Source organism: Martinezella sp. CNPSo 3957 (assembly GCF_057784395.1).
On record NZ_JBXSOU010000001.1, the window covers coordinates 519,939 to 546,776 of the forward strand.

Annotated in this window: 28 protein-coding genes; 19 read left to right on the plus strand and 9 right to left on the minus strand. The window is 59.7% G+C overall.

The genetic code is table 11. The features are described from left to right. Positions 1-17 precede the first annotated feature (17 nt). The 5 genes from AC13QE_RS02400 (at position 18) to AC13QE_RS02420 (ending at position 4,432) form a co-directional block, all read left to right on the plus strand. Complete coding sequence (locus tag AC13QE_RS02400) at positions 18-872, plus strand: ABC transporter permease (RefSeq protein ID WP_488482866.1); 855 nt, start codon at positions 18-20, stop codon at positions 870-872. After that, positions 869-1,669: an ABC transporter permease gene (locus AC13QE_RS02405; protein WP_488482420.1), complete on the plus strand. Its 801-nt coding sequence runs from the start codon at positions 869-871 to the stop codon at positions 1,667-1,669. The genes AC13QE_RS02400 and AC13QE_RS02405 overlap by 4 nt, the downstream gene beginning before the upstream one ends. Positions 1,670-1,742: 73 nt before the next feature. Continuing rightward, on the plus strand, positions 1,743-1,952 hold the full coding sequence (locus tag AC13QE_RS02410) for a hypothetical protein (protein WP_132717796.1): 210 nt from the start codon (positions 1,743-1,745) through the stop codon (positions 1,950-1,952). A 321-nt stretch (positions 1,953-2,273) separates the two neighbouring features. Continuing rightward, positions 2,274-2,696, plus strand: coding sequence for a TadE/TadG family type IV pilus assembly protein (locus tag AC13QE_RS02415; RefSeq protein WP_488482421.1), 423 nt, complete (start codon positions 2,274-2,276; stop codon positions 2,694-2,696). Beyond that, entirely contained in the window at positions 2,696-4,432 is a 1,737-nt protein-coding gene (locus AC13QE_RS02420; protein ID WP_488482422.1) for a pilus assembly protein TadG-related protein, read from the plus strand. Before AC13QE_RS02415 ends, AC13QE_RS02420 begins: the two co-directional genes overlap by 1 nt. A 156-nt stretch (positions 4,433-4,588) precedes the next feature. Here the strand turns inward: AC13QE_RS02420 and AC13QE_RS02425 are convergent, their stop codons facing one another. Genes AC13QE_RS02425 through AC13QE_RS02435 form a run of 3 tightly spaced genes read right to left on the minus strand, consistent with a single transcriptional unit; the run spans position 4,589 to position 9,094 of the window. Beyond that, positions 4,589-5,779: an aromatic amino acid transaminase gene (locus tag AC13QE_RS02425; protein WP_488482423.1), complete on the minus strand. Its 1,191-nt coding sequence runs from the start codon at positions 5,777-5,779 to the stop codon at positions 4,589-4,591. A 16-nt stretch (positions 5,780-5,795) separates the two neighbouring features. After that, positions 5,796-7,013, minus strand: coding sequence for a dihydrolipoamide acetyltransferase family protein (locus tag AC13QE_RS02430; protein ID WP_488482424.1), 1,218 nt, complete (start codon positions 7,011-7,013; stop codon positions 5,796-5,798). Positions 7,014-7,015: 2 nt separating this feature from the next. Beyond that, on the minus strand, positions 7,016-9,094 hold the full coding sequence (locus AC13QE_RS02435; protein ID WP_488482425.1) for an alpha-ketoacid dehydrogenase subunit alpha/beta: 2,079 nt from the start codon (positions 9,092-9,094) through the stop codon (positions 7,016-7,018). A 118-nt stretch (positions 9,095-9,212) separates the two neighbouring features. Between AC13QE_RS02435 and AC13QE_RS02440 the strand changes: the two genes are divergently transcribed. The 11 genes from AC13QE_RS02440 to AC13QE_RS02490 all read left to right on the plus strand — a co-directional run bounded on the left by AC13QE_RS02440 (position 9,213) and on the right by AC13QE_RS02490 (position 18,751). Then, on the plus strand, positions 9,213-9,692 hold the full coding sequence (locus AC13QE_RS02440) for an Lrp/AsnC family transcriptional regulator (RefSeq protein WP_132717802.1): 480 nt from the start codon (positions 9,213-9,215) through the stop codon (positions 9,690-9,692). Positions 9,693-9,786: 94 nt separating this feature from the next. Beyond that, the gene (gene paaX, locus AC13QE_RS02445) at positions 9,787-10,677 is read left to right on the plus strand and encodes a phenylacetic acid degradation operon negative regulatory protein PaaX (RefSeq protein WP_488482426.1); all 891 of its coding nucleotides are present in this window, start codon (positions 9,787-9,789) and stop codon (positions 10,675-10,677) included. Positions 10,678-10,975: 298 nt separating this feature from the next. Beyond that, positions 10,976-11,980, plus strand: coding sequence for a 1,2-phenylacetyl-CoA epoxidase subunit PaaA (paaA, locus tag AC13QE_RS02450; RefSeq protein ID WP_488482427.1), 1,005 nt, complete (start codon positions 10,976-10,978; stop codon positions 11,978-11,980). A 30-nt stretch (positions 11,981-12,010) separates the two neighbouring features. Next, positions 12,011-12,295, plus strand: a complete 285-nt coding sequence (paaB, locus tag AC13QE_RS02455; RefSeq protein WP_069061017.1) for a 1,2-phenylacetyl-CoA epoxidase subunit PaaB — start codon at positions 12,011-12,013, stop codon at positions 12,293-12,295. After that, entirely contained in the window at positions 12,295-13,077 is a 783-nt protein-coding gene (paaC, locus tag AC13QE_RS02460; protein ID WP_488482428.1) for a 1,2-phenylacetyl-CoA epoxidase subunit PaaC, read from the plus strand. The genes paaB and paaC overlap by 1 nt, the downstream gene beginning before the upstream one ends. A gap of 10 nt (positions 13,078-13,087) precedes the next feature. Continuing rightward, a complete protein-coding gene (gene paaD, locus AC13QE_RS02465; RefSeq protein WP_488482429.1) occupies positions 13,088-13,612 on the plus strand; it encodes a 1,2-phenylacetyl-CoA epoxidase subunit PaaD in 525 nt (174 codons plus the stop codon). 19 nt (positions 13,613-13,631) lie between these two features. Then, positions 13,632-14,708, plus strand: coding sequence for a 1,2-phenylacetyl-CoA epoxidase subunit PaaE (gene paaE / locus AC13QE_RS02470; protein ID WP_488482430.1), 1,077 nt, complete (start codon positions 13,632-13,634; stop codon positions 14,706-14,708). A gap of 24 nt (positions 14,709-14,732) precedes the next feature. Continuing rightward, a complete protein-coding gene (locus AC13QE_RS02475; protein WP_488482431.1) occupies positions 14,733-15,488 on the plus strand; it encodes a Phenylacetic acid catabolic protein in 756 nt (251 codons plus the stop codon). Between the two features lie 67 nt (positions 15,489-15,555). Continuing rightward, a complete protein-coding gene (gene paaZ, locus AC13QE_RS02480; RefSeq protein ID WP_488482432.1) occupies positions 15,556-17,613 on the plus strand; it encodes a phenylacetic acid degradation bifunctional protein PaaZ in 2,058 nt (685 codons plus the stop codon). Between the two features lie 4 nt (positions 17,614-17,617). Further along, positions 17,618-18,136 (plus strand): acyl-CoA thioesterase, encoded by a 519-nt coding sequence (locus tag AC13QE_RS02485; RefSeq protein ID WP_488482433.1) that lies wholly within the window; start codon positions 17,618-17,620, stop codon positions 18,134-18,136. Then, the gene (locus AC13QE_RS02490; protein WP_488482434.1) at positions 18,137-18,751 is read left to right on the plus strand and encodes an acyltransferase; all 615 of its coding nucleotides are present in this window, start codon (positions 18,137-18,139) and stop codon (positions 18,749-18,751) included. Between the two features lie 20 nt (positions 18,752-18,771). Here the strand turns inward: AC13QE_RS02490 and AC13QE_RS02495 are convergent, their stop codons facing one another. The 4 genes from AC13QE_RS02495 to paaG form a co-directional block, all read right to left on the minus strand. Next, positions 18,772-19,368, minus strand: a complete 597-nt coding sequence (locus tag AC13QE_RS02495; protein WP_015342515.1) for a TetR/AcrR family transcriptional regulator — start codon at positions 19,366-19,368, stop codon at positions 18,772-18,774. Positions 19,369-19,470: 102 nt separating this feature from the next. Next, positions 19,471-20,781 carry a phenylacetate--CoA ligase PaaK gene (gene paaK / locus AC13QE_RS02500; protein WP_488482435.1) on the minus strand — a complete coding sequence of 437 codons (1,311 nt, stop codon included), beginning with the start codon at positions 20,779-20,781 and terminating at the stop codon, positions 19,471-19,473. Positions 20,782-20,824: 43 nt separating this feature from the next. After that, positions 20,825-21,268 (minus strand): hydroxyphenylacetyl-CoA thioesterase PaaI, encoded by a 444-nt coding sequence (gene paaI, locus AC13QE_RS02505; RefSeq protein WP_488482436.1) that lies wholly within the window; start codon positions 21,266-21,268, stop codon positions 20,825-20,827. Next, complete coding sequence (gene paaG / locus AC13QE_RS02510; RefSeq protein ID WP_488482437.1) at positions 21,265-22,053, minus strand: 2-(1,2-epoxy-1,2-dihydrophenyl)acetyl-CoA isomerase PaaG; 789 nt, start codon at positions 22,051-22,053, stop codon at positions 21,265-21,267. The genes paaI and paaG overlap by 4 nt, the downstream gene beginning before the upstream one ends. A 323-nt stretch (positions 22,054-22,376) precedes the next feature. Here paaG and AC13QE_RS02515 point away from each other — a divergent pair, with 323 nt between their 5' ends. From AC13QE_RS02515 to AC13QE_RS02525, 3 genes are all read left to right on the plus strand, one after another. Continuing rightward, positions 22,377-22,847: an MEKHLA domain-containing protein gene (locus AC13QE_RS02515; RefSeq protein WP_488482438.1), complete on the plus strand. Its 471-nt coding sequence runs from the start codon at positions 22,377-22,379 to the stop codon at positions 22,845-22,847. 242 nt (positions 22,848-23,089) lie between these two features. After that, positions 23,090-23,236: a DUF1127 domain-containing protein gene (locus tag AC13QE_RS02520; RefSeq protein ID WP_488482867.1), complete on the plus strand. Its 147-nt coding sequence runs from the start codon at positions 23,090-23,092 to the stop codon at positions 23,234-23,236. Positions 23,237-24,191: 955 nt separating this feature from the next. Further along, positions 24,192-24,656: a hypothetical protein gene (locus AC13QE_RS02525; protein ID WP_488482868.1), complete on the plus strand. Its 465-nt coding sequence runs from the start codon at positions 24,192-24,194 to the stop codon at positions 24,654-24,656. On the opposite strand, the gene AC13QE_RS02530 is transcribed toward AC13QE_RS02525, so the two are convergent. Then, positions 24,650-25,294: a response regulator transcription factor gene (locus AC13QE_RS02530; RefSeq protein ID WP_132717818.1), complete on the minus strand. Its 645-nt coding sequence runs from the start codon at positions 25,292-25,294 to the stop codon at positions 24,650-24,652. The two genes, AC13QE_RS02525 and AC13QE_RS02530, sit on opposite strands and share 7 nt — an antisense overlap. After that, positions 25,291-26,724: a sensor histidine kinase gene (locus tag AC13QE_RS02535; RefSeq protein ID WP_488482439.1), complete on the minus strand. Its 1,434-nt coding sequence runs from the start codon at positions 26,722-26,724 to the stop codon at positions 25,291-25,293. The genes AC13QE_RS02530 and AC13QE_RS02535 overlap by 4 nt, the downstream gene beginning before the upstream one ends. Positions 26,725-26,838 lie beyond the last annotated feature (114 nt).

Consider the following 26,838-nt stretch of genomic DNA (forward strand, 5'->3'; position numbering starts at 1 on the left):
AGAAGGAGGGTTAGATGATGAAGACACCAGTTCTATTGCTGGCTGCTCCGCTTGCGGCGATCCTCGTGCTCGGCCTTGCGCCGCTCATTCTCGTCATCGTGTGGAGCTTCTGTGCCTGGGATTCCGCGACCTATTGGATCAAGCCGGAATTCAGTCTGGCCGCCTATGGTGCCATTCTGGAAGCCGGGCGCTGGAGCGTATTCCTGTCTACGCTCGGCAAGGCGTTCCTGACGTCAGCTATTTGCCTCGTCATTGCCTATCCCACCGCCTACGCGATGTATTTTCTGGCCGGGCGCACCCTGTCTATCGTGCTTGCGGCCCTGCTTACGATCCCGTTTTTCACGTCCTATCTCATTCGTTCCTTCTCCTGGCGGCTGCTGCTCGGTCGCACCGGTGTCATCAACACGCTTCTGCAGCAGGTCGGCATCACCGACGTGCCGCTCGACTGGCTGCTGTTCAGCGATTTTGCGGTCATTGTCGGACTGGTCGCCTCCTATCTGCCGTTCGCGACCTTTCCCATCCTGCTCTCGATGCGCCGTGTCGATCCGATCGCGCTGGCGGCATCGCGCGATCTCGGTGCCGGGTTCTGGACGATGGTCCGCACCGTGCTGCTGCCGCTGACCTATTCCGGCGTCTTTGCCGGTTTCCTGTTCGTCTTCGTCATGGTTGCCGGCTCCTCGACGGAGGTGCAGATGCTCGGCGGTGCCGGCGCATCGATCGTCTCGGTGATGATCAACGATGTCATGCGCGTCGCCAATTTTCCGCTCGCCTTTGCGATTTCGACGCTGATGCTCGTTATCGTCTTTGGGCTGGTGCTGATCGGGGATGCCCTATTCGGCCTCTCCTCGCTATTTGAGGAGCGTGGCCAATGATCGTCAGGGAAGGAATGGCCCCGCGCATTGTCATCTGGACGCTGACCATCTTCGGCCTCATCGTGATCTATGCGCCGCCGCTTTATTTGCTCGGTGTCTCGTTCAGCCCGGCGCTGCAGCCGGGGCTGCCGCATTTCTCCGACATCACCCTGAAATGGTACCTCGCACTCGGCTCGGAAAGCGCGCTCATCGCTGCGCTCGGCCAGTCGATCGTCATTGCGTTTGCGACGGCCGTCATTGCGACGCTGCTGTCGCTCGGCGCGGTGCTGGCGCATCGCGAGCTTCATCGTGGACGTAGTCTGTGGTTTTTGACTGTGCTGCTGCCGATGTTCGTCCCGGGCGTCATCCAGGGGCTGGCGCTTTCGACCGTGATCAGCCGCGCCGGCGTGAAGGCATCGGCTTTGACTGTCATTGCCGGCCATCTGCTATGGGCGATGCCTTTCGCCTTCATCGTCATCCTGACGAGCTTTGCCGCGGTCAGGAGGTCCTATTTGATGGCGGCTGATGATCTCGGCGCCGGTCGCTTCCGGCAGTTCTGGGATATTATTCTGCCGTTGATCCGGCCCGGCCTCGTCAGTGCCTTCATCTTTTCGTTCCTGCTGTCGCTCAACGAGTTCACGCGCGCCTTCTATCTGGCCGGCCGTCAGAACACGTTGCCGGTCGTGCTGTTCGGCAAGATGAATTCCGGCGCTTCTCCGACGATCTATGCGATGTCGGGCGCAATCTTTCTTGTTTCCAGCGTTTGCGTGGTGGCTGTGGCCCTGCGTTCGCTGCTTATGCAACGCCGAATGGGGTGATCAATATGCAAATAGGACTGACCAATCGCAAATTCCGCCCGCCCTTAGACCTCCACCAATGGGAGTACAGAGGATGAAACACGAGTCAAAGCTGATGGCACTGATCCGCGCGGGAAAGAGGCAGGAGGCGCTCGATATGGTCGAGCGGCTCAAGGCGGGGGCACAGTTGCTGCCGACTTCCATCAAGGTGGATCGGACGGGCGCCGTCACTTATTACAAGGGAAACTGCCGTTTCGTGAGAAACATCCAGGGCGGCTGGGATCTGGTGCCGAAGAAAAAGTAGATGTCCGCTGTTGATCCGGGCATCGAAGAGGCTGGCGCCGTCGAACGTGCGGTGCGGGCAAGAAGCAACGTTGGGAGGGGAGCATTTCGCGTCACCCCCCTCGTGGGGCGCCGCGGAAATTCGATTTGGCCGATGGGCAATACTTGACGTTTGTCGTCGCGAACATTTGCCCGTGCACGGTAATTAGGTCGAATATTCAATATCCTTTAAGATGTAATCATATTAGAAGATATCTTATTTAGAAATATAAAATTAACGTCCGAAGCCTAAGCTCTCCTCGACCGTCATCGTAAGACGATGGTCATCAAAGGAGACAGGACCATGTATCGTGTTTCTCATTTCAACAGGGACAAAGAGGGAGCCGCAGCGGTCGAATTCGCACTCATCGCACCGCTTTTTTTCCTTCTGCTTCTGACGCTGATTGCCTTTGCCATCTATCTCACTGCTGCTCATTCGCTGCAGCAATTGACTGCCGACGCCGCCCGCACGGCAATCGCCGGGCTATCGGCAAACGAGCGAAGCCAGCTGGTTCAGAGCTTCGTCACCAATTCGACCATCAACGATGCTTTCATCGACAAGACCAAGTTGACGGTGACCGTCGCCACAGATCCGACCAATGCCAACCAGCTTACGGTCAGTGCCAGCTATGACGCGTCGGATCTTCCGATCTGGAACCTTTATACCTTCGCGATGCCGGATCCCACCATCCGCCGCTATTCGACCATTCGCCTGGGAGGTCTGTAATGAAACAGCTTCTCGGCGGGCTCGCGTCGCTTAAAGACAAGCGAGGAAACGTCGCGATCACGACCGCGCTCGTCTCGCCTTTGATCCTTTATTGCCTTGGTCTCGGCGTCGACTATGGCATGATGACGCTGCAGCAGCGACACCTGCAGCAGTTGAGCGACATTGGTGCGATATCGGCTGCTTCCAATATTACAAATGCGCAAACTGCACTTTTGAACAATCTGCAAAGCAACGGCACCACGGCGGCCGTCGCCTCTGGCAGCAACTATATGACGAGCAACGGGCTGGTCAGTGCGGCCACGGCCAACTCCGGCCAATATGAGACCGTGGCCAATTTCGTGCTCGGCACCTATACGGCGGACACATCGGTGCCGCTGGCAAACCGCTTCTCGTCGACGGGAGCCGCGCCATATGATTCCGTAAAGGTGACACTGACCCAGAAGGCGGTGATGCCTTTCGCTTCCGCCTTTGCTACGCCGCCGACCTTGAGCGCGACGGGCACCGCGTCCAGCGAGCGTCTGGCCGCCTTTTCGATAGGATCGCGGCTTGCGAGCCTCAATGGCGGCATTCTCAACCAGCTGCTCGGTACCTTGCTCGGAACGCAGGTTTCCCTGAAGGTTGTCGACTATCAGTCGCTCATCAGTGCGAATGTCAATCTTCTGAGCTTTCTCAATCTGCTGGCTACGGATCTCAAACTTACCGGCGTAAGCTATAACGAGCTTCTGGCAACCGACGTCACCTACGACAAGATTCTCGGCGCCCTCGGCAAATCGACGAATCTTTCGGCCGGAGTCGTCACCCTCATCAACAATCTGGGCAAAACGCTCGGTACCACGAAACTGACCGTAAAGCTGCAGGATATCGTCAATCTTGGTCCGCTGGGGCGCAATATTGTCGGCACATCCCCCAATATGACTGCCAATATCAACGTGCTGGATCTCATTTCCACCACGGCAATGGCTGCCAACCAGCAAAGGCAGATTGCGCTTGATCTCGGAGCGGCATTGCCCGGAGTCGCCACGGCAAAATTGACGTTGGCGATCGGGGAAATGTCCCAGCAGACGCCGGCCCTGGCCGTAGGTGCACCGGGCACGATCGTTCGAACGCCGCAGGTCCGTGCGGCGCTTGAAGTCGCCGTCACCGGTCTTTCGGTGATTGCCGGGCTGAAGCTCAGGGTTCCCCTTTATATCGAGCTGGCCCCTGCCGAAGCGAAGCTTGCTTCGATCACCTGTGTCGGCGGCTCTATGCCAAATGCCGTCGTCGGCATAGATGCCGTGCCTGGTGTTGCCGAGGTGGATCTGGGCGACGTCAATACGTCGGCTTTCGCGAATTTCGGCTCCGAACCGCGGGTCACGCCGGCTGCGATCATCGATTCCCTTCTTCTGAAAGTGATCGCGAGCGCGCAGGTCGATATCGCCAACATGAGCCCGACGCGACTGACCTTTCAGCCTCCGGAGATTTCGGCCGGCACGATCAAGACGGTTTCTACCAACAGCGTCTTGACATCCACGGTCTCGTCGCTTCTGAAAAACGCCACCATCACCATTCAATTGCTCTTCCTGACGCTCGGGACGCCAAAGGACGTGCTCTCGGCCATTGCTGACACGCTGTCGGTCGTGACCGCGCCGCTTGATCAGGTTCTATACGGCACACTCGGTCTCCTCGGCATCGGTATCGGCCAGGCTGATGTGAGCGTCACCGACGCGAGATGTACGCAGCCCGTGCTCGTACAATAATGGCATCTCAGAGCGCTTATGTGAGCGATGCCCTTATTGTGGGGCGGATGAAGCCGGCATGCCGGCCGCCTTCCTGCTGTCGGCTCCCAAGAACCATGATGAGCGGTTGCTGGGTGCCGCGTTGGCGCTGGAAGAGATCGTCGCCTGTTGAGTACGTCAAGTTAGATAGGGACCGATGCGCTCCGCTACGGATGCAATATCCCTAACCCGCATCCCGGCCATGTTAATCCGACCCGAATCCGGCATGTAGATGCCATGCTCGGAGCGAAGCCGCCGAACATTTTCCGAGGAGATCGGCAGAAGGGAGAACATACCTTCCTGCGAAGCGATATTGGCGAGATCAGGATGGAATTGTGCAAAGGCTTCGGCGGCGGCCTGGCGGATTTCGGTTATGCGGTTGCGCATTTCGCTGAGTTCATCGACCCAGACCTGGTGCTGCGAAGGGTCATCGAGAATAGCGGCGACAATGGCTGCTCCGTGCGCGGGCGGCATGGAATAGCTGGTGCGGGCATAGCTTGCCAGATTGCCGATGCCCTTGTTCAACGGAGCTTGCTGATTGCCGAAGAGATAGGCCGCGCCGGTGCGCTCTCGATAGAGCGAAAAGGACTTGGAACAGGAGACGGCAACCATGGCCTCGCCGACCGCTTCGATGACATTAATCATGCCGGCTGCATCTTCAACGCGTCCACGCCCAAGGCCCTGATAAGCGTTGTCGAAGAGCGGGATCAATCCCCTGGCAGCGATGATGTCGGCAATATCTCGCCAGTTTTGCTGCGATAAAGCCGCACCTGTCGGATTATGACAGCTCGCCTGCAACAGCACCGCATCGCCGGGAGCGGCTCTATTCAAGGTTGTCAGCATCTCGTCAACAAGAACGGCCTGCTTTTCAATGTCAAAGAAGCGATAGGTTGCGATCTGAAGGCCGACGCTGGCAAAGATTGCCTGGTGATTGACCCAAGTGGGCGTGCCGACCCAGATTTTTCGTCGCTTGTCGAGAGCAAGCAGTTCCGCAGCCAGACGCAGAGCGCCGGTGCCGCCCGGTGTCTGAATTCCCGCGACCGGCTTGCCACCATGGCGCTCGCCGAAGACTTCGGACGCCAACGCTCTAAGGAAAACAGGATCGCCTTCCGGACCGATATAGGATTTGGATTGCTGCGTTTCCCAGAGCTGATGCTCAGCTGCCTTGACAGCTTTCATGACCGGCGTTTGGCCCGTTTCATCGCGATAGACACCGACGCCGAGGTCAATCTTTCCGGGCCTCGGGTCGGCCGCGAACTTGGCAATCAGTTCAAGCAGGGGATCGGGCTTCTGTTCCGCAAGGCTGTCGAAAAATGCTGTCTTATTCATTGACCCATCCCTTTCCCTATTGCGGCCAATCCTGCAGAACCCGCACGAATTCCGACAACCACGCGTTCGTCTGGTGGCCGTCCAGGGAGCGATGGTCAATCGTCAGGGACACATAGGCCATCGGGCGGATCTGGATCGTATCGGCCCCATCGACCTCCCGAACGATGACACGCTTCTCCAGCTTGCCGATGCCGAGGATGGCGGATTGCGGCTGGTTGATGATGATGGGGGAGGCAACCAGCGAGCCGGAAACGCCATGATTGGAGATCGTGAAGGTTCCGCCTTTCATATCGTCGGCCTTGAGCGCATTGGATCGCGCCCGGTCCGTTAGATCCTGGAGCCTTGCGGCAATCGCCTCAAGTTGGAGATTCTGCGCCTGCCGAATGATCGGCGCGACCAGGCCCTTGTCGCCCAATGCGATGCCGATCCCGATATTGATATCCTCGAAGATCTCGAGACTGTCATCATGCCATTGGCTGTTGACTTCAGGCACGAGTTTCATGGCCGCAACCGATGCCGCCACGAAATAGGCAGTATAGGATAGGTTCACGCCTTCGGCCTTCAGTCGGGCCTTGTTGTTTTCGCGATGGCGCATGATTGCCGTGAAATCCGCCTCGAAGATAGCGGTGACCTGCGGTGCCGTCGCTAATGATTGAGCCATGTGCCTTGCGATCGAAAGCCGCATGGCCGAATGGGGAACGATCCGAGATTTGCCGTCAGCCGCGACTGCCGGCGGAGTCTGCCCAGCCTCGGCCCGTTGTGACACCGGCGCGGATGGGTGCGGCTTGGCGGTTTCCAGCGCATGATCCATATCGGCGCGCGTGACCCGTCCCTCCCTGCCGCTGCCTTTCAGACCGGCCGGGTCGATCCCGTATTCCTCGGCTGCCTTGCGAACGGCAGGTGAATAATAAGCGGTAGCGGAGGCCGTGGCAGGTGAGGCCGGCTGTATCTGCGACGGAGCCTCGGCCGCTTGCGCTGCAACGCTGTTCGCGTTTTCGATGCTCATGCGTCCGAGGATCGCTCCCGGCGTGGCGTCATCGCCATCCTTCATGGCGATTTCGCTCAGAATACCGTCGCAAGGAGCCGGTATTTCCTGAGTGACCTTGTCGGTTTCCAGTTCGACAAGCGCGTCGCCTTCCCGCACATGATCGCCGATCCGTTTCAGCCAGTTCCGGACGACCGCCTTCGTGCCTTCCTGTTCGATCGGAGCCGTGATCTCGATGATACCAGTCATCCCTAAAACTCCAGGATTTCGGCAATGCGCTTGGCAATCCGCTTCGTCGAGGGCACGGCCCAATCGAGAAGAGCGGGATTATGCGGGCTCGGAATATTCGGCATGGCGAGCCGAGAGACCGGCGCATCGAGATCCGTGAAGGCCTTGTCCGCAATGACGGCGGCAATTTCCGCGCCGAAGCCTGCAGCTTCGAGATCCTCGTGGACGATGAGGCAACGGTGCGTCTTGGCGACCGATGTGAGTACGGCCTCCCGATCCCAAGGCATCAGTGTACGAAGATCGAGGATATCGGCGGAGATACCTTCGGCTGCTTCCTCGCAGCGCTGCACCATGGCGCCCCAGGTGACGATGGTGATGTCGCTGCCGGTCCGCGTCAGCTTCGCCTTGCCGAAGGGCAGCGCGAAATCATCACCGGGGTAGGGGCGACGCGCCCAGGCATCATCGAGCATGGCTCTATGCTCGAAGAAGATGACCGGGTCGTTGCCGCGGATCGAGGTTCGCAGCAGGCCGACGGCATCCTCTGCATTCGATGGAACGGCAACTTTCCAGCCTGGCTGATGGACGAAGGCCACTTCGTTGGTTTGGCTGTGCCAGGGGTCGCCGCATTTGAAGAAACCGCCGGGCATGCGGACCACGATGGGAGCTGCGAAGCGATTGTTGGTACGCCAGCGGATGGTGCCGCAGTCGTTGAGCTGTTCGGTGGCCGGCTCGGCATATTTCCGGAACTGGATTTCGGGAATGGGGACGAGCCCGGCGAGCGCCATACCGACAGCACGGCCGATAATCCCCTCTTCGGATAGCGAAGTATCGAAAACGCGCTCGCTGCCGAATTTTTCCTGCATGCCGAGGGTGACGGCATGGACCCCGCCCTTGGGGCCGATATCCTCGCCGAACATGACAACGCGCTCGTTGATCGACATCTCGTGTTCGAGCGTTCTGCGGATGGCCGTGACCATGTTGATGCGTGGGCCGGAGGTTTCCGGTACATCCGTTGTCGCTGGAGGCTCATATCCGGATGGGTGCTGCCCGCCCATCGTCTGCATATCGCCGTCGAAGAACATATGGCGGGTCACGGAGGAGGGGGTGGCGACCGGCCTGTTTTCAGCTTGCGCACGGGCGTTTTCGGCTATATCGCGCGCTTCGCTTTCGCAGGCATCCCACTCCCGCATCGTCATCACGGCGGGAACGAGGAAATCCTTCAGGCGCGGCAGGGGATCGCGCTCCCATTCGCGCTTTACGGTTTCCTCGCTTTTGTAGGTCTGCGTATCCTGAAAACTGTGACCCTCCAGCCGCGGAACCGTGAGCCTGAGAAGCGCCGGCTTGCGTTCGTCACGAATAAACGAGACGGCATCCTGCACCAGATGCGCGGCTTCAGCCGGGTTACATCCGTCGCCGTCGAAGATTGCGAGATTTTTCCAGCTTGCGAGATTGGCTGCGATATTCCCTCCCGGCGTCTGCGCCGTCGAAGGCACCGAAATGCCAAAGCCATTGTCTTCAATGTAGAACAGCATAGGCAATTGTTGCGTCGTTGCGGCTGTCAATGCCGCCCAGAAGCCGTTCGAGGCGACCGAGCCGTCGCCGCCGAGGGCGACGCCGATGTCCCGCGCATACTCTTTCCGACCCAAAGTGGTCGCGTAGTATTTCATCGCCTGCGCCCAGCCGGCCGTCGGCGTATATTGCGCACCGACGCCGCCGCACATGGGCAGAGCGGAGGCGCCGGAACGGTTCGGATAGTTGAAGACGACACCGATGTCGCGGCCGTCGGAATAACCGCCGGCGCGGCCCATGGCTGAGCCGAGCGCATCGGCCGGATCGACGCCAAGCGAAAGCAGAAGTGGCCGCGAGCGATAATAGCCACACGTCGCATCGTGGAGGCCGGTCAGCTGCATTCCAAGGAGGATCTGCGCCATGTCGTGGCCACGTGCGGAAAACTGATAGAGAACCTTCTTTTCCGGAACGAGACGCTTTTCCTCCATCTCGTCGAGAGCCCGGGAGAGGTGAACGAGATAGGCAACCCGGCGCCAGTCGATGCGATCGTCGGGCGAGTTCCGCTCGTGGCTTTTGAAGGCTAGCTGGGCCATATGATCCTCCTGCAGATGGCCAAACCATTTTAATTCAGGCGTCAGCTCGATTCCTTTCAATTTTGCAGATTTTGACGTAGGGTTTGAAATAAGTATTTCATGACTGGCGGGTTTATGAATGGAGAATTTCGATCTTGATCACGTCGACAGAGCGATTCTGCGCGTGCTGCAGGAGGAGGGCGATATCAGTCAGGCGGCGCTGTCAGAAAAGGTCGGGGCATCGCCCGCGTCCTGCTGGCGAAGGATCAAGGCGCTGGAAAGCGCCGGCGTGTTGGGCCGGACGGTTCGCCTTGTCGATCCCGACAAGATTGGTAAGGGGCTGAACGTCTTCTGCCAGGTCAAGATGAAGACCCACGATCCTCCGACCCGCCGCGATTTCGAGCAGTTCATCGCCAGCTATCGCGAGGTGCTGGAATGCTACTCCATGTCGGGGGAGTGGGATTACCTGATCCGTGCCGTCGTCGCCGATGTCAGGGAATATGAAGGCCTTTTGATGCGAGGTATCCTGACCCATGAAGCGGTGCTGAGCTCATCGTCGCATTTCTCGCTGAAATGCGTCAAATACACCACGGCGTTGCCGACGAATGTGTCGCGATAGCTGAGCAGCGCGTGCTTTGACTGCGTTTGCTTGAATACCGATAGTATCTCACGCTAATAGATCCTAACGATTGCAGATGCGGAGCAGGGTTGGAGTGTCGGCTGATAACGTCAAACTCGGCCATGATTTGAGCGAAGCGGTCGCGGCGCTCCTTATCGACCTGCCGATAAAAGCCGCGAGTTTTATCGTGACGATCTACGGCGATGTCATCGAGCCGCGGGGCGGCGTTGTCTGGATCGGCAACCTCATCGAGACGTGCAAAAGCGTCGGGATCACCGAAACGCTGGTGCGGACCGCGGTGTCGCGATTGGTGGCAGCTGGTCGGCTTGCTGGCGAGCGCGAAGGGCGTCGCAGCTTCTATCGGCTGACCGATGTCGCTCAAGCCGAGTTCGTCGAGGCTGCGAGCCTGTTCTACGGACCGCAACCCGCGGTCCGCTGGCAATTTGTCCTCATCAACGGACCTGCGCCGGAAGAGATCATGCAGGGCCTTGAGCGGGAGGGTTTTGCCAGGCTGAACCCGCGTCTCGCAGTGGGAACGCATCCTGCACCGCCCCTGCCGGGCCGCGTCGTCGTCTTCGACGCGCAGTTGGCGACCGAAAACGGCGCGTTGCGGGAATTTGCCGAAGAGGCATGGAACCTGCCACGCTTCGCGGAAGCCTATAGCGAATTCATTGCCCGGTTCGGTTCATTTTTCGAACGCGTCGGAAATTGTGCCGCGCTATCGCCGTTCGATTGCTTGATTGCCCGGCTGCTGCTCGTGCATCAGTATCGCCTGATCATGTTGCGCGAGCCGCATCTTCCCAAGTCCGCCCTGCCCGCCGATTGGCCCGGCGAGGAGGCGCGGCGGCTGTTTGCCGAACTTTATTTGCGCCTGTCAAAAAAGGCTGACGGCCATGTCGCTCGCCGTTTCGTGAACGAGTCGGGCAAGCTTCCAGAGACGACGCCGGCAAGCCAGGCTCGGCTCGATCACCTCGAGGCCCGCTGAAGGATCAATCCGCTCAGGTACATAATAAGGGAGCTCGGCTCGCCACGCGCATTCACGGCATTGAATGTCACAGAAAACTCTAAAAATTCATTTGTATTGTGACATATCGTATGCTAATACAATGACCGATCGGTCGGTTAATGCGTTTGCCCCGGATCGCTGTTTCGTGGAGGAGAACAAGAAGCAGGCTTATAGTGGCGGTGCCGTGAAGCGTCAGCTTGACTGAAGTCTTCAAGACGACTGCAGGCTTGCGATCATTCTCGATCGCGCGGGAGGCGCGAAGACGGAGGAAAGATCAATGTATGCACAGATGGTGAAAACCGATGGCGCCCGCGTTCGTTCCCTCGACGAGATGGACCCGCAGGAGCGCGCCTTTCAGGAGCGCGTCGATGCCGGCCAGAAGATCGAGCCGAAGGAATGGATGCCGGAGGGGTATCGCAAGACACTGATCCGCCAGATCAGCCAGCACGCCCATTCGGAAATCGTCGGCCAGCTGCCGGAGGGCAACTGGATCACCCGCGCGCCGACGCTGGAACGCAAGGCGATCCTGCTTGCCAAGGTGCAGGACGAAGCCGGCCATGGCCTCTATCTCTATTGTGCCGCCGAGACGCTCGGCATCAGCCGCGACGAAATGTATGAGCAGCTGCATTCCGGCAAGGCCAAATATTCCTCCATCTTTAACTATCCGACGCTGACCTGGGCCGATATCGGCGCGATCGGCTGGCTGGTCGATGGCGCGGCCATTATGAACCAGGTTCCGTTGCAGCGCTGTTCCTACGGCCCCTACGCGCGGGCGATGGTGCGCATCTGCAAGGAAGAGAGCTTCCATCAGCGCCAGGGTTTCGACATCCTGATGAAAATGGTGAAGGGCACGCCGGCGCAGAAGGCCATGGTGCAGGATGCGCTGAACCGCTGGTGGTCGCCGTCGCTGATGATGTTTGGCCCTTCGGACGACGCCTCCGTGCATTCGGCCCAATCGATGGCCTGGAAGATCAAGCAGAATTCCAATGACGAACTGCGGCAGAAATTCGTCGACCAGACCGTGCCGCAGGCCGAATATCTCGGCCTGACCGTCCCCGATCCCGATCTGAAGTGGAACGAGGCAAAGGGCGGCTATGATTTCGGCGAGCCGGACTGGGAGGAATTCTTCAACGTCATCGCCGGCAACGGTCCCTGCAATGCGGAGCGGCTGAATGCCCGCAAACAGGCCTGGGATGATGGCGCGTGGTTTCGCGACGGCTTGACGGCGCATGCCGAGAAGGCTGCCGAGCGTCGCGCCGCCGCAAAGGTCGCCGCCGAATAAGGCGGGCGGAATAGTCAGGGAGTGAGAAACATGTCGAGCGAATGGCCGCTTTGGGAAGTCTTCATTCGTGGTCAGCACGGCCTCAACCATCGCCATGTCGGCAGCCTGCATGCGCCCGATGCGGAGATGGCGATCAACAATGCACGCGATGTCTATACCCGTCGCAACGAAGGCGTCAGCATCTGGGTGGTGCGCTCGTCCGAAATCACTGCAAGCGCACCTTCGGAGAAGGGACCGCTGTTCGATCCCTCTAATTCGAAGGTCTATCGTCACCCGACCTTCTTCGATATTCCCGATGAAGTGGGGCACATGTGATGGCGACCGCTACCCTTGAGCAGGCGGTCGATCAGGCCGCTCTTGTCGAATTTCTCCTGCGCATCGGCGATAACTCGCTGATCCTCGGCCACCGCGTTTCCGAATGGTGCGGCCGCGGGCCGGCGCTGGAAGAGGATATCGCGCTCGCCAACACCGCCCTTGATCTCATCGGCCAGACGCAACTTTGGCTTGGTCTTGCGGGCGAGGTGGAGGGCGAGGGCCGCTCGGCTGACGATCTTGCCTATCTGCGCGATGGTTTCGAGTTCCGCAATATCCTGCTCGTCGAACGCCCCAACGGCGATTTCGGCAAGACGCTGATGCGGCAATTCCTCTTTGACGCCTGGCACTATCTGTTGCTGAAAGCTTTGAAAGGTTCGGCCGACCGGCGCATCGCCGAAATCGCGGAAAAGGCTTTCAAGGAAGTCTCCTATCATCTCGACCGCAGCCGTGACCTCGTCACCCGCCTTGGCGACGGCACGGCGGAAAGCCATCGCCGTATGCAGGAGGCTCTCGACGATCTCTGGGCCTTCACGGGCGAAATGTTCGTCGGCGATGCCGCCGATGCGGCCCTGGCACAGGCCGGCGTGATCCCGGAACCGCAAAGCCTCAAGGCGGGCTGGGACGAGATCGTTTCCGATGCGCTCGCCGAAGCGACGCTCGACCGCCCGATGGATGGCTATATGCACAAGGGCGGCCGGCGAGGTGTTCACACCGAGCATTTCGGCTATCTCCTGGCCGAGATGCAGTTCCTGCAGCGCGCCTATCCGGGCGCGACCTGGTAGGGGGGCGCAAATGGCGACCGCGCTGCATCCTTCAGTCGATGAAATCTGGCACTGGCTGTCGGAGGTGCCGGACCCCGAGATGCCGGTGATTTCGTTGACCGATCTCGGCATCATCCGCGACGTCGGCTGGCAGGGTGATACGCTTGTCGTCACGGTGACGCCGACCTATTCGGGCTGTCCCGCCACGACGGTAATCAATCTCGATATCGAACGGGCACTGGCCGAAAAGGGCATCGACCGGGTACGCCTCGAGCGGCAGCTGTCGCCCGCCTGGACGACGGATTGGATCAGTATAGAGGGACGCGAGAAGCTGCGCGCTTACGGCATCGCCCCACCGATCGATGGCACGGCAGCCGACGGCATCTTGATGAAGCGCATCGATCGGCTTTCCAGCCGCTCGAACCTTGTGATTGCCTGTCCGCGCTGCGGATCGACGAACACGGAAAAGATCAGCCAGTTCGGCTCGACGCCGTGCAAGGCGAGCTATCGCTGCACCGAGTGTCTCGAGCCGTTCGATTATTTCAAGTGCATTTGACCCAACGAGGCCCGCATCCATGGCACGTTTCCATCCCCTGACCGTCACCGATGTGCGCCGCGAGACGCGCGATGCGGTTGTCGTCACGCTTGCGCCAGCCGAGGAGGATCGGGCCGTCTTTGATTTCACACAGGGCCAATATCTCACATTCCGCCGCAAGTTCGACGACGAGGAATTGCGCCGCTCCTATTCGATCTGCGCGGGGAAGGACGAGGACGTGCTGAAGGTCGGCGTCAAGCGCGTGGATGGCGGCTGTTTCTCGACCTGGATCAATGAAAACCTGAAAGCCGGCGACACGTTGGAAGCCATGCCGCCGATGGGAGCCTTCTTCACCGCGATCGAGCCGGAGGTGGCAAGACACTATCTCGGCTTTGCCGGCGGCAGCGGCATCACACCGATCCTCTCCATCATCAAGACCGTGCTGGCGCGCGAGCCGCGCTCGGTCTTCACGCTGGTCTATGCCAACAGGCAGATCAGCTCGATCATGTTCCGCGAAGAGCTGGACGACTTAAAGAATCTCTATCTCGGCCGTCTGTCGGTGCTGCACATTCTTGAGAGCGAAGCGCAGGAGATCGACCTTTTTACGGGACGGATCGATGCGGAGAAGTGCAAGGCGCTCTTCAAGAGCTGGATCGACATCAAGTCGGTTGCGACAGCCTTCATCTGCGGTCCCGAGCCGATGATGCTGGCGATCGCCGCGGCGCTGCGCAATCACGGCATGCGCGACGACCAGATCAAGTTCGAGCTTTTCGCCTCCGCGCAGCCGGGCCGCGCGCGGCGCAAGGTGGAGAGCGCAGCCGCTGCCGATCATGAAACCAGCTGCGAGGCGACGGTCACGCTCGATGGCGCGACGCGCATCTTCAAGTTCCCGAAGCACGGCCTGTGCCTGCTCGATGCCGCGCTCGAAAATGCAATGGATGTTCCCTACGCCTGCAAGGCCGGCGTTTGTTCCACCTGCCGGGCCAAGGTTCTCGAAGGCGAGGTCGAGATGGAGGCCAATCACGCGCTCGAGGATTACGAGGTGCGCCAGGGCTATGTGCTGACCTGTCAGTGTTACCCGCTCACCGACCGTATCGTTGTCAGTTACGATCAATAGGATCGCATCGAAGGGAGGAACAAGATGTCCGAGACGATGCCGATCGAGCAATATCTGCAGGAGGGTGGCATGCTGTCCTCGCCCGACAACGCGCCTCCGCGCTATCGCGGCGAGCTCTTGCGTCTGATGGCGAGCTTTGTCGATAGCGAACTGGCGGGTTCCGCTGGCTTCGCCGATATCATCAACGATGCGCCAGGGATTCAGGAACGCATTTCCGCCGCGCGCATCGTGCTGGAAAAGACCGATCATGCCGGCCAGGTCCTGAAGATCATGGAGACATTCGGTGTCGATGGCGGCCGCTATGCCGTCCACCATCCCTGGGCGGCGCGGCTTTCCCGCGATGCCGATATCGGCGCGGTCAGGCAGGGCGGCGACATGCGGCTCTCCGTCTTTCACTATCCGCTCGAAGGCTGGACGGATGCGGTCGTCATGAACGTACTCATGGGTGCTGCCAGTGTCGTACAGCTGAGGGAGCTGGCGCGCGTTTCCTACCAGCCGCTGGCCGAGGTCTTCCGCGCCATTCTGCCGCGCGAAAAACGACATGCCGAACTCGGCGCTGCCGGTCTTGCCCGCATCGTGGCCGATGATGAGGGACGGGCGAAGGCACGGGCTTCGGTTGCCTACTGGTATCCCCGCGTTGCCGCGAGCTTCGGTCACGCCGGCTCGGCACGCTTCGAAACATTGTCGCGCTTCGGCCTGCGCCACCAGCCCAACGAGACCCTGCTTGCCGGATGGCGGGGTGATGTCGATGCGCAGCTGTCTGCGCTTGGATTGACTTGAGTACGTCCGGGAAAGTGCTTCGCGGTTTCCGCTCGGATCGCCGGAAAGATGAAGGAAGGAAACACGGATGAACATCATGGCAAAGCAGCCGCGCCGGCTTGAAAGTTATGTCGGGGGCACCTGGGTCGCCGGCGCCAGAGAAGGCGTGCCGCTGCTCGATGCATCGACCGGCGTGCCCGTCGCGTCCATCGATTCCTCCGGTATCGATTTCAAGCAGACCTTGGCTTATGGCCGCGACAAGGGCGGCCCGGCGCTGCGGCGGATGTCCTTCCACGAGCGCGCGGCGATGCTAAAGGCGCTTGGGCAGGCGCTGCTTGAGAGGAAGGAAGAATTCTACGCGCTTTCGACTGCGACCGGCGCCACGCGTGCGGACAGCTGGATCGACATCGAAGGTGGTATCGGAACCTTGTTGTCCTACGCCTCCAAGGGCCGTCGCGAGCTGCCGAATGCGCGTGTGCTACTCGATGGCGATGCGGAGCAGCTCTCCAAGGATCAGAGTTTTTCCGCACAACATATCCTAAGCCCGCTGCAGGGCGTCGCTGTTCACATCAATGCTTTCAACTTCCCCTGCTGGGGCATGCTGGAAAAAATCGCGCCGACCTTGCTTGCCGGCGTTCCCGCCATCGTCAAGCCGGCAAGCCAGACGGCCTACCTCACCGAACTCATGGTTCGCCGCATCATCGAAATCGGCCTGCTGCCGGAAGGTGCGCTGCAGCTCGTCTGCGGTTCGGTCGGTGACCTCCTCGATCATGTCGAAGGCCAGGATGTGGTGACCTTCACCGGCTCGGCGGCGACCGGCCAGCGTCTCAAGACGCGCAAGGCGATTATCGAAAATTCCGTACGTTTCACGATGGAGGCCGATAGCCTCAATGCTGCGGTCCTCGGGCTCGACGCGGCCCCCGGCACGGAAGAGTTCGACCTCTTCGTCAAGGAGGTCGCGCGCGAGATGACAGTCAAGGCCGGGCAGAAGTGCACGGCCATCCGCCGCGTCATTGCACCCCGCTCCTATAGCGAAGCGCTCATTGCGGCCTTGACCGATCGCCTCGGCAAGACGGCGATCGGCAATCCGGCCGATGAGACGGTTCGCATGGGACCGCTTGCGAGCCTCGGCCAGCGCGAGGAGGTGCGGGCGCGCATTCGGGATCTTGCTGCCGATGCCGAGATCGTCGGCGGCGATCCCGATAATCCGCATGTCATGTCCGGTGATGCGAGCGCCGGCGCCTTCCTCAATCCGGTTCTGCTCTATTGCGACAAGCCGGGCTCGGCGCGTGCCATTCACGATGTCGAGGCCTTCGGCCCGGTCAGCACCGTCATGCCCTATGATACGGCGGAAGAGGCTGTCGATCTGGCGCGGCGCGGCAAGGGCAGCCTCGTTGCTTCCGTCTTCACGAACGATCCTCATTTCGCCGAGGAGGTCGTTCTTGGTCTCGCACCATTCCACGGTCGTGTGATGATCGGCAACCGCTCGAGCGCCAAGAGCTCCACCGGTCATGGTTCACCGCTGCCGGGCCTCGTTCACGGCGGCCCCGGTCGTGCCGGCGGCGGCGAGGAACTCGGCGGTATCCGCGGCGTGAAGCACTATATGCAGCGGACCGCTGTTCAGGCCACTCCGCGCCTGCTTTCGGCCGTGACGGGGCGGTGGATGGATGGCGCGGACGCCAGCACCGGCGGCGAGCACCCCTTCCGCAAGTCGCTCGCCGAGCTCAAAATCGGCGACCAACTCATAACCGCGAAGCGCACGGTGACACTCGACGATATCGAGCATTTCGCGAATTTCACCGGCGACACCTTCTACGCCCATATGGACGAGGAGGCGGCCAAGGCCAATCCGTTCTTCGAGGGACGCGTGGCGCACGGCTATCTCATTGTCTCTTTCGCCGCCGGCCTCTTCGTCGATCCGACCCCGGGCCCGGTTCTTGCAAATTATGGGGTCGACAATCTGCGCTTCCTGACACCGGTCAATCCGGGTGATACGCTCCAGGTGCAATTGACCTGCAAGGAGATCAATCCCCGCATCAATGCCGAGCATGGCGAGGTGCGCTGGGATTGCAAGGTAACGAACCAGCTGGATGCCGTCGTCGCGCAATATGACGTTCTGACGATGGTGGCGAAAACGAGAGAGTGAGCGCATGACGACGACCGAGCAAGATCCGCATCGCCTGGAAATGACCGTGTTGATGACGCCTGACATGGCGAATTTCAGCGGCAAGGTGCATGGCGGCGCCCTTCTGAACCTGCTCGATCGCGTCGCCTTCTCCTGTGCGTCGCGCTATTCCAAGCAATATGCGGTAACGCTGTCGGTCGATCAGGTGCTGTTCAAGGAGCCGATCAATGTCGGCGAACTCGTCACCTTCCGCGCCTCGATCAATGATACAGGTCGCACCTCCATGGAGGTTGGCATACGGGTGGAAGCGGAGAATATTCGTTCCGGCCAACGCCGCCACACCAATTCCTGTTATTTCACCATGGTTGCTGTCGACGAGGCCGGCCGTCCGGTCCGCGTGCCGGAACTGGTGCCGGTCACGCCGGTTGATATCCGCCGGCACAAGGCCGCCCAGCTTCGCCGCACCTTGCGTCGCGAGTTCGCGCAACGGATGGAGGCTGTGGCCGAAACCGGTCGCGATGTGGAAGGTTTGGGAGCCGACTGAATGGCGCAGATCTATTCCTATGACGGCGTGATCCCGGTCATCGATCCCTTAGCCTTCGTGCATCCGGCCGCAACCGTCATCGGAGACGTTATCATTGGCCCCGCCTGCTATGTCGGGCCGGGCGCGGTGTTGCGCGGCGATTTCGGGCGTATCGTGCTCGAGCGTGGCTCGAATGTGCAGGAGACTTGCGTCGTGCACAGCTTCCCGAATCTGGAAGTGACGATCGGCGAGGCGGGGCATGTCGGCCACGGTGCGGTGCTGCACGGCTGCCGCATCGGCGCCAATGCCATGGTCGGCATGAATGCCGTCATCATGGACGAAGCCGTCATCGGTGAAAACGCCATCGTTGCGGCCATGGCCTTCGTCAAGGCCGGAGCCAAAATCCCGGCAAACAGTCTCGCCGTGGGAGCGCCGGCTCGCGTGGTTCGTGAGTTGACGCCGGAAGAGATCGCCTGGAAGAGCCAGGGCACCGCCATCTATCAACGGTTGGCGCTGGAGGCGAAGGAGAAGCTGGTGGCCGTCGAGCCGCTGACGGCACCTGAGCCGGATCGCCGCCGCATCCGCGCGCCGGAATATGATCCGCTTGTCCTTGAAAGGATGAAATTCGGCGATTGAGCGACCGCGTCAGCGGCGTCTCAACGGACGGCCTTGACCCCTTCGAGGATGAGGGTGGTGGCAATGTCGGCATATTCGTCGCGGGTGATCGGCCCGTTGGGCCGGAACCACATATAGACCCAGTTCATCATACCGAAAAGCGACATGGTAACCGGCATCAGCAATGGCTTGTTCTTGTTGAGGTCCGGATTGAGATCCTCGATGACGATGGAGAAGCGCCGGACGATGCGCCGCTCGATCGTCCGCAATTCCGCCAGCTGCTGCTGCGACAGGGCATGCGTGCCGTTCAGCTGCACCTTGTGCTCGTTGTCGGCGCCCTCATAGTTCCTAAGCACGGCTTTCACCAGCAGGCGCAGCCGCTCCTGTGGTGTCACGTCTGTGCGGTCTGCTGCTTCGATCGCGCCCTCCAGCTCCATCAGATGCGTTTGCACGATGTCGAAGATCAGCGCGTCCTTGCCGGGATAGTAGTGATAGAGCAGGGCTTTCGAGACGTTACCGTGCGAAGCGATCATCGACATGGACGCTTTTTCCATGCCCACCTCGGCGAAAACAGCCGCGGCACTCGCCAAGATGCCACGCTGCTTTTCCTCGAAATCAACTGCGCGTGTGCGTGCCATATGATCCTGCTTTGCTCATTCCCGATTAACTTGACCGTGCCTTGCGGCCGATCCTCCCCATATACAATCAAATGCTTGCCAGGCTATCCCACCAGATGCCGATCATTCTTTCGGACGGTTGTCCACGATGCGTTTGGCCTTGCCTTCCGAGCGTGCAACGCCGCCTGGAGAGTGCACCATGACCTTCGTCGAGACACCGACGATGTTCTTGATGTGGTGGGTAAGTTCCCTTGCCGAAACATTTCGCGCCGTTTCGTCGGCCGCCTCCAGCGTGCACTCCACATGAACGGTCATGTCGTCCATGCGGCCGGAGCGTGTTAGTTCGATCTGGAAGTGCGGCGCAAGCCCGCGGCATTTGAGGATCTGCTCCTCGATCTGCGTCGGAAAGACGTTGACGCCGCGCAGGATCGTCATGTCGTCGGAGCGTCCGGTTATCTTTTCCATGCGGCGCATGGAGCGGGCGGTGCCTGGCAGCAACCGCGTCAGGTCGCGCGTCCGGTAGCGGATGATCGGCAGGCCTTCCTTGGTCAGCGTCGTGAACACCAGCTCGCCGAGTTCGCCGTCTGGCAAGACCGTGCCGGTGACCGGGTCGATGATCTCCGGATAGAAGTGGTCTTCCCAGATGTGCAGCCCATCCTTGCTCTCGACGCATTCGCTGGCGACGCCCGGACCCATGACCTCCGAGAGGCCGTAAATGTCGACGGCGTGCATATCGAAGGCGTGCTCGATTTCCTCGCGCATGGCATTGGTCCATGGTTCGGCGCCGAAGATGCCGACGGCGAGCGAACTTTCTCTGGGGTCGAGGCCCTGGCGGCGGAATTCGTCGAGGATCGAGAGCATATAGGAAGGCGTCACCATGATGATGCGCGGCTTGAAATCCTGTATCAGCGCCACCTGCCGTTCCGTCATGCCACCCGATACAGGGACCACCGTGCAGCCAAGCTTCTCCGCACCGTAATGCGCGCCGAGGCCGCCGGTGAACAGGCCATAGCCGTAGGCGATATGCACCAGATCACCCGCCCGGCCGCCGGAGGCTCGGATCGAGCGGGCAACGAGGCTCGCCCAGGTATCAACGTCCCTGGCGGTATAGCCGACGACGGTCGGCTTGCCTGTCGTGCCGGAGGAGGCATGGATGCGGACAAGCCTTTCGCGCGGCACGGCGAACATGCCGAAAGGATAGGTGTCGCGAAGATCTTTCTTGGTCGTGAAAGGAAATTTGGTGATGTCCGATAAGGTCTTGAGATCGGAGGGATGCACGCCCAGCTCGTCGAAACGCCTTTTATAGAAGGGTGAGTTCTCATAGGCATGGGTGAGCGTCCATTTCATGCGCTCGAGCTGCAGCGCGGAAATCTCGTCGCGGGAGGTAGTTTCGATTGCTTCAAGCTCACCCGCACGCGGCGAAAGGTTTTCCATCAATGTCTCCTCCAGAAAAGCCCGTACTTCCGGCGCGCGAATTCTATGCCGGCAAAAGTGCGCCCTTGACGGTTCGCGAGTGGCCACGGAATTCCGCAATCTGCTCGCCATGCTGATTGGTAATCGCGATATCGTAGATGCCGCCTCGTCCTCGGCGCGACACCTCCCGCGCCGTCGCCGTCAGCCGGTCACCATTGAAAGCCGGCGCAATAAAGGTCACCGAACAGTGCTGGGCGACGGTGCGCTGGTTGTAGCTATTGCAGGCGAACGCGAAGGCGGAGTCAGCGAGCGTGAAGATGTAGCCGCCATGACAGGTGCCGTGACCGTTGGTCATGGTCGCCGCAACGGTCATGGCGATGGTCGCTTCGCCGGACGCGACGGACACAAGCTCCATGCCGAGATGGCGCGTGGCGTTGTCTTCATCCCACATGGCTCTCGCACAGGCTTCCGCCAGCGCCTGCGGCGAAAGGCTCTCCGCGGCGCTCATCTGCCCTTGAACTCCGGCTTGCGTTTTTCCAGGAAGGCGGTGACGCCCTCGGCATAGTCGGCGCTGCGGCCGGCTTCGCGCTGCAGGTCGCGCTCGAGATCCAGCTGCTGGTCGAGCGAATTCGTCGCTGCCGCCTGAATGGCGCGCTTCGTCAGGCCAAGGCCTTTCGTCGGGCCGGCAGCGAGCCTGGTGGCAAGCGCCGTTGCCTCATCCATCAGCTTGTCATCGTCCACCGCGCGCCAGATCAGGCCCCAGCTGGCGGCTGTTTCCGCATCGAGCGGTTCGGCCGTCAGCGCTAATGCCTTGGCGCGTGCCTCGCCGATAAGCCGAGGCAGGTTCCAGGTGCCACCGGAATCCGGCACCAGGCCGATTTTCGCGAAAGCCTGGATGAAGCGGGCGGAGCGTGCTGCAAGCGTGATGTCGCAGGCAAAGGCGATGTTGGCGCCGGCGCCGGCTGCCACACCGTTGACAGCGCAGATGACCGGCTTTTCCAGGCTACGGATGAGGCGGAGCAGCGGATTGTAGAAGATCTCGATCGTATGGCCAAGGTCGGGAGTGCCCTTGCGCGGGTCGCGATCGCCGAGGTCCTGGCCGGCCGAGAAGCCGCGTCCGGCGCCCGTCAATAGAACTGCGCGGACATCTGCATCCCGATGCGCGCGTTCGAAGCCGGCACGCAGGGCAAGATGCATGTCTTCATTAAAGGAATTGAGTTTGTCGGGTCGATTGAGCGTAAGCGTCAAGACGCCGTCGGCAAACGCCGACAGAACGGTGCCGGATTCAGACATGTTTCCTCCCCGTCGCCGTTCCCGCGGCGACCGTGCAATTCTTGCATAAACCGACCGGTCAATCAATTATAAAAGCAATGATAAGATAATGGCCGGCAGATCGCGACGAAGTGGCTCTGCGTCGTGCAACGGACGATGCAGCCGGCGAGCGGTCGCAACGTGCTCGGTGGCACCCACTTCTATCAGTTACCTCCTCGGAAACTATAGTTTCGCGGAAAGGTTGATAACGGATGCTCGTGTCTTCCCGCTTGCCCTGCTTTTGATATTTATCGCGATTTGATAGGTATCGCTTCGGTCGACGCCATGATTGCGGGAAAAAACAGATGACTGACAGGCCTGAAAGCAATGTCGTCGATTTATCGGTTGACGAAGCCTTTTTCGAACTTCTGACCGGCAGTTTTCAACGCATTGTCGGCCGTCCACTCGTCAATGCGCAAGCAGGGCCTGCCTGGCTCTATAATGAGGCACCTTTCGTGGTCCTTGCCCACAACACGGATGCCGATCCGCGTTTCGTCTACGCCAACAAGGCTGCTCAGAATTGCTTCGAATATCCCTGGGATGAGTTCGTGACGCTTCCCTCGCGACTTTCAGCGGAGCTTCCCAACCGTACGGAGCGTCAGCAACTGCTGGATGCGGTGACGCGCAACGGTTTCATCTCCGACTATCGCGGCCTGAGGATTGCAAAATCCGGACGGCGGTTCTGGATTGAGGAGGGTATCGTCTGGCAGCTCGTGGATCGCGAAGGCAATTTGCGCGGGCAGGCTGCGACATTTTCCAAATGGAAAGACGCATAGGCCCGCGACTATTGGCGTCAGGGCATAAGGCCGCATATCGGCGACAGGCGGCGATGTCGTAGCAGCGCGCCATCAATTGTTCCCGAATGTGAGACAGCTCCCTTAATTCGTGGCGTATGGGCATTGGCCGCTGCCGTTGTGATGAGCCTTGCAAAAGCAGCATGGCTATCCTGCAGGCATGTGCATTTTATTTAGGCGGGTAAATGCCTATCTCTTGCGCGAAAACAAAGGAGATGGCAAAAATGAAAGTGTTAGAAAAGATTAAGCGCTTTAGCGAACAGCGCAGAGCAATGCGCGAGCTTTCCGCCCTGGACGATCATGTTCTTCGTGATCTCGGCATTTCCCGCTCGCATATTCCGTTCGCCGTCAAGGGAGTTCGCGGCAACTAAACCTTCCTTTCGCGCGCATACCCCCGAGGTATGCGCCGCCGCAGGAGCTATTGGGCCAATGCCGTCGCTAGCTTTCTGCGACAAAGTCATAGCCGATAGATGCCGCGCGTAGCGTCATTGGTCGCCTCCAACCTGACGAGCGGCACAATTTTCCTGTTGTTATTCTGCCGAATAACATGACGAAGATTTAGGCTGCTTGATCGCAGCTGTCCCTCGTGCCTCGTTTCGCGCAATATTCAAGTTCAATCTCGAGCAGCCTCGTTGCATTGGCAAGTGCTTCCTCTGCCTCTGCGAACGATTGTGGGCTGTGGCCCATTCTGGCTTCACCGTAATTTCTGGCGCGCAGCAACACGAGTTCGGCCAATTCGATGCATTCGGACGTCGGCCGGACGAGATTCAGGCAATATCGCAAATTGATCGCAACCTGGAGCGTGAATTCGGCTGCCGAGAAATCCAATATTGCCCCCGGCGGTGTGGCCCGAGCCAGATAGATCCTCCAGTGTTGGGTCATCGCATTACCCCCTATTGTCGGATGATTGCACGGACGACGTCGTGTGGCGTGCCGCTCTTATAGAGACGCCGTTGGCTCTCGACCGGCTTATCTTGTGCCGGCGAGGCTTTGGCGTGCCCGCAGTCATATTGACAAGCCGAAGTCGGTTTCAATAACGCGATCATGCAATTGGGCTTCGGTCCGGCGCTTTCTCCGACCTTGGTCTGACGCTGCCACGGCGAAAGGTCATGATGTGGATTGCTGAAGTCCAAATGCTGTACTTATCCGTGGGATAAGACTTGACCCTTCGCGGTGTAGCGGCGATTTGATATGGATCGGACCCTTGCCATATCGGCGATAGCCGAGGCGCTTCGAACCCATGGAACGTTGGGCGCTCGTCGTTGGAGCCTCAGGAGGCTTTAGGTGTTATTACGTCGAAAGCTTATTGCTGCTTTACCATGCCTGATGTTGACCTTGGTCAACACTGCACTTCCCTACACTGTCAAAATTCACGGTGCTTCCGCGATATTCGCTCAGCAAATGGCCGAGGCCAAAGGTGGCAACGGTAATGGTGGCGGCAACGGCGGCGGAAATGGCAATGGAGGAGGCAACGGGGGAGGCAATGGGAACGGCGGTGGCAACAGCGGCAATGGAGGCGGAAACGGCAGCGGTAACAATGGAAACGGGAATGGCAACAACGGCAATGCCAATGGCCGATCGTCCGCAACCAAGAGCGCTACCCAAAGCCAGGTTGATCCCGACCAGTCCTCCGATGATGGCGACGGATCGATTAGCGTTCAACACAAGGACGGCATGAGCGAAAATATACAGAGCGGACGTTATGTGATGAAGGATTCAAAGGGCCGCACCATCGTCAATCGCAATGCGACAACTGCCGACGAGCAGCGGCTCAAATCACTCCTTCACTGACGCCGCCTTTCGAGTTCATCCCGGAACGCCATCGCAGCTTCCGTTCTATTGCTCACCTCCAGTTTGGCGAAGATTTGGGTCATGTGATGCTTGATGGTCTTTTCATGCAGATCGAGCTTCAGCCCGATATGTTTATTGCTCAATCCGGCAGAAGCCAGTTCCAATACTTCCCGCTCGCGATCCGTCAATGCGCTGAAAGGATTGGCTCGGGAACCGGTTCCGTTTTCGGAAATCAGACGCGCCGATAGCGTCGGTGCGACATAGCTGTCGCCGGCAGCGATACCGCGAAGGATATCGGCGAGCGTCCGTGATCCGACGCCTTTCAGAACATAGCCCTTTGCGCCGCTCTTGAGCGCCGTCATCACATCGTCGCTTGCCTCGGAGACTGTCAGCATAACGATCTTCTGATCGGGTATCTGGCCGAGGATGAGAGAGAGGGCATCCAGTCCTCCTCCCGGCATGGAAATGTCGAGCAACAGGATGTCCGGGCGCTGCTGCACCGCTATGCGCAGCGCGTCCTCCTTGCTGCTGCCTTCGCCGACGATGCTAAACCCATCCATTTCCGTCAGGCTGCGGATAACGCCTTCCCTGAAGAGGGGGTGGTCGTCTACGACTGCCAAAGTGATTGCTGCTGTCATGTCTGCTCCATTTCCTCGATGTTCAGGGACATGCGGACGATGGTACCCCGGTCTGACGACAAAAGCTGGAACATGCCGCCGAGGCTTTCGACCCGATCTCTGAGCCCGGCAAGACCAAGCTTCTGCGGGCCGACCTCTTTCGGATCAAATCCCGGTCCCTCATCGGCAACCTCGATCACGACCTGGCCGTCTTTGAAGGATTGCACGACCCTTTGCCCGATTCCGCCGGCGTGACGATAGCCATTGTTCAAGGCTTCCTGCACAAAGCGATAGACGCATATTTTTGCGGAAGTCGAAAGATCTGTCGGTGCTGCCCCAACGAGAAGCGCTACGGTGACGCCGGTGCGCTGTTCGTGGGCACGGATTGCCCGTTTTAAGAGATCGGTCAAATTGTCCGTCTCGATGTGCGGAAGCATCAGGCCGCTGCAGACGCTCCGGATTTCGGCCATGGCGTCATCAAGGCTGGATTTGATTGTCTCCAGCGATGCTTCGCGCTCCTCTGGCGAGACGGTGGGGCTGATGAGGGTCTGGCTGTCCAGCCGCAAGGAGGCATAAGCGACCAATTGGGCGGGACCGTCATGCAGGTCGGCGCCGATACGGCGCAAATAGCTCTCGTTCAGCGCGGCGGCGCGCTGGGTCGCGCGTTGAACGCGCGCGCGCAACGCCTCATTCTGTCGCAGAAGCGCCGACAATTCGCCGATGCGGCCATTGAGCGCCATGCGCTGACTGTCGATGGTGCGGCTGCCGCGCAGGACGATGATCGATAGAAGAGCGAAGAATGTCAGCGTGAACACGGCAACGACAAGCCAGCTCAGCAGGCGGGCCTGCGTAAGGCTCCATTCGAAATCGTTGGCGACCTCGTAGAATTCGGAGACTGCCACGACCTTGCCCGACCAGGGTTGAAGCACCGGATTGTAGATTTCCAGAAGCGGTTTGCCGCTATTGCGTTCGGCCACGCTTTCCATGTCGTCGATCCGGTTGAATTTGGCGACCATTTGGCCCGAAAAAGCCGTTTTGAGACTGTCCGAGAGCGGAAATCGCTTGCCGGAAAGATCTTTGTTATTGGAGTAAAGGATTGTTCCGTCGTCGCGCCAAAGTCGGAAGGAAAACAGCCGTGTGCCAAGCGCACCTTGGCCCAGGGTCTCGTCAAGGGCGCGTGTCACCGTATCGTCCAGAGCCTGAGTGGTTTGCATATCGGGCAGGAGTGGGGCGATGACGCTGTCGACATAAAGGGCCGTCGTCGCCGCGGAATTGCGCGTCACCGCATTCTCGATCAGATTGGCAACGAAGGCGCCGACGACGAGCATCGCACAAAGAGCGACGAAGCCACCGGCGAGCAGGAACTGTCTGGCCAAGGATTGGGAGTTCCAGCGTTCGATAAGACTTGCTGGAGAGAGCTTGTATTTATGATTTGCTCGCGGCACTGGCATAATCGGCACTGATCTCCCAACCCTCTATAGCTATCCCAGCAGGATGGAGTGTCAACTGTTGGGTTGTCGACACCGGCCGCGTTGTCCCGAGCGGGGTACTGCCATCTGGCGCCT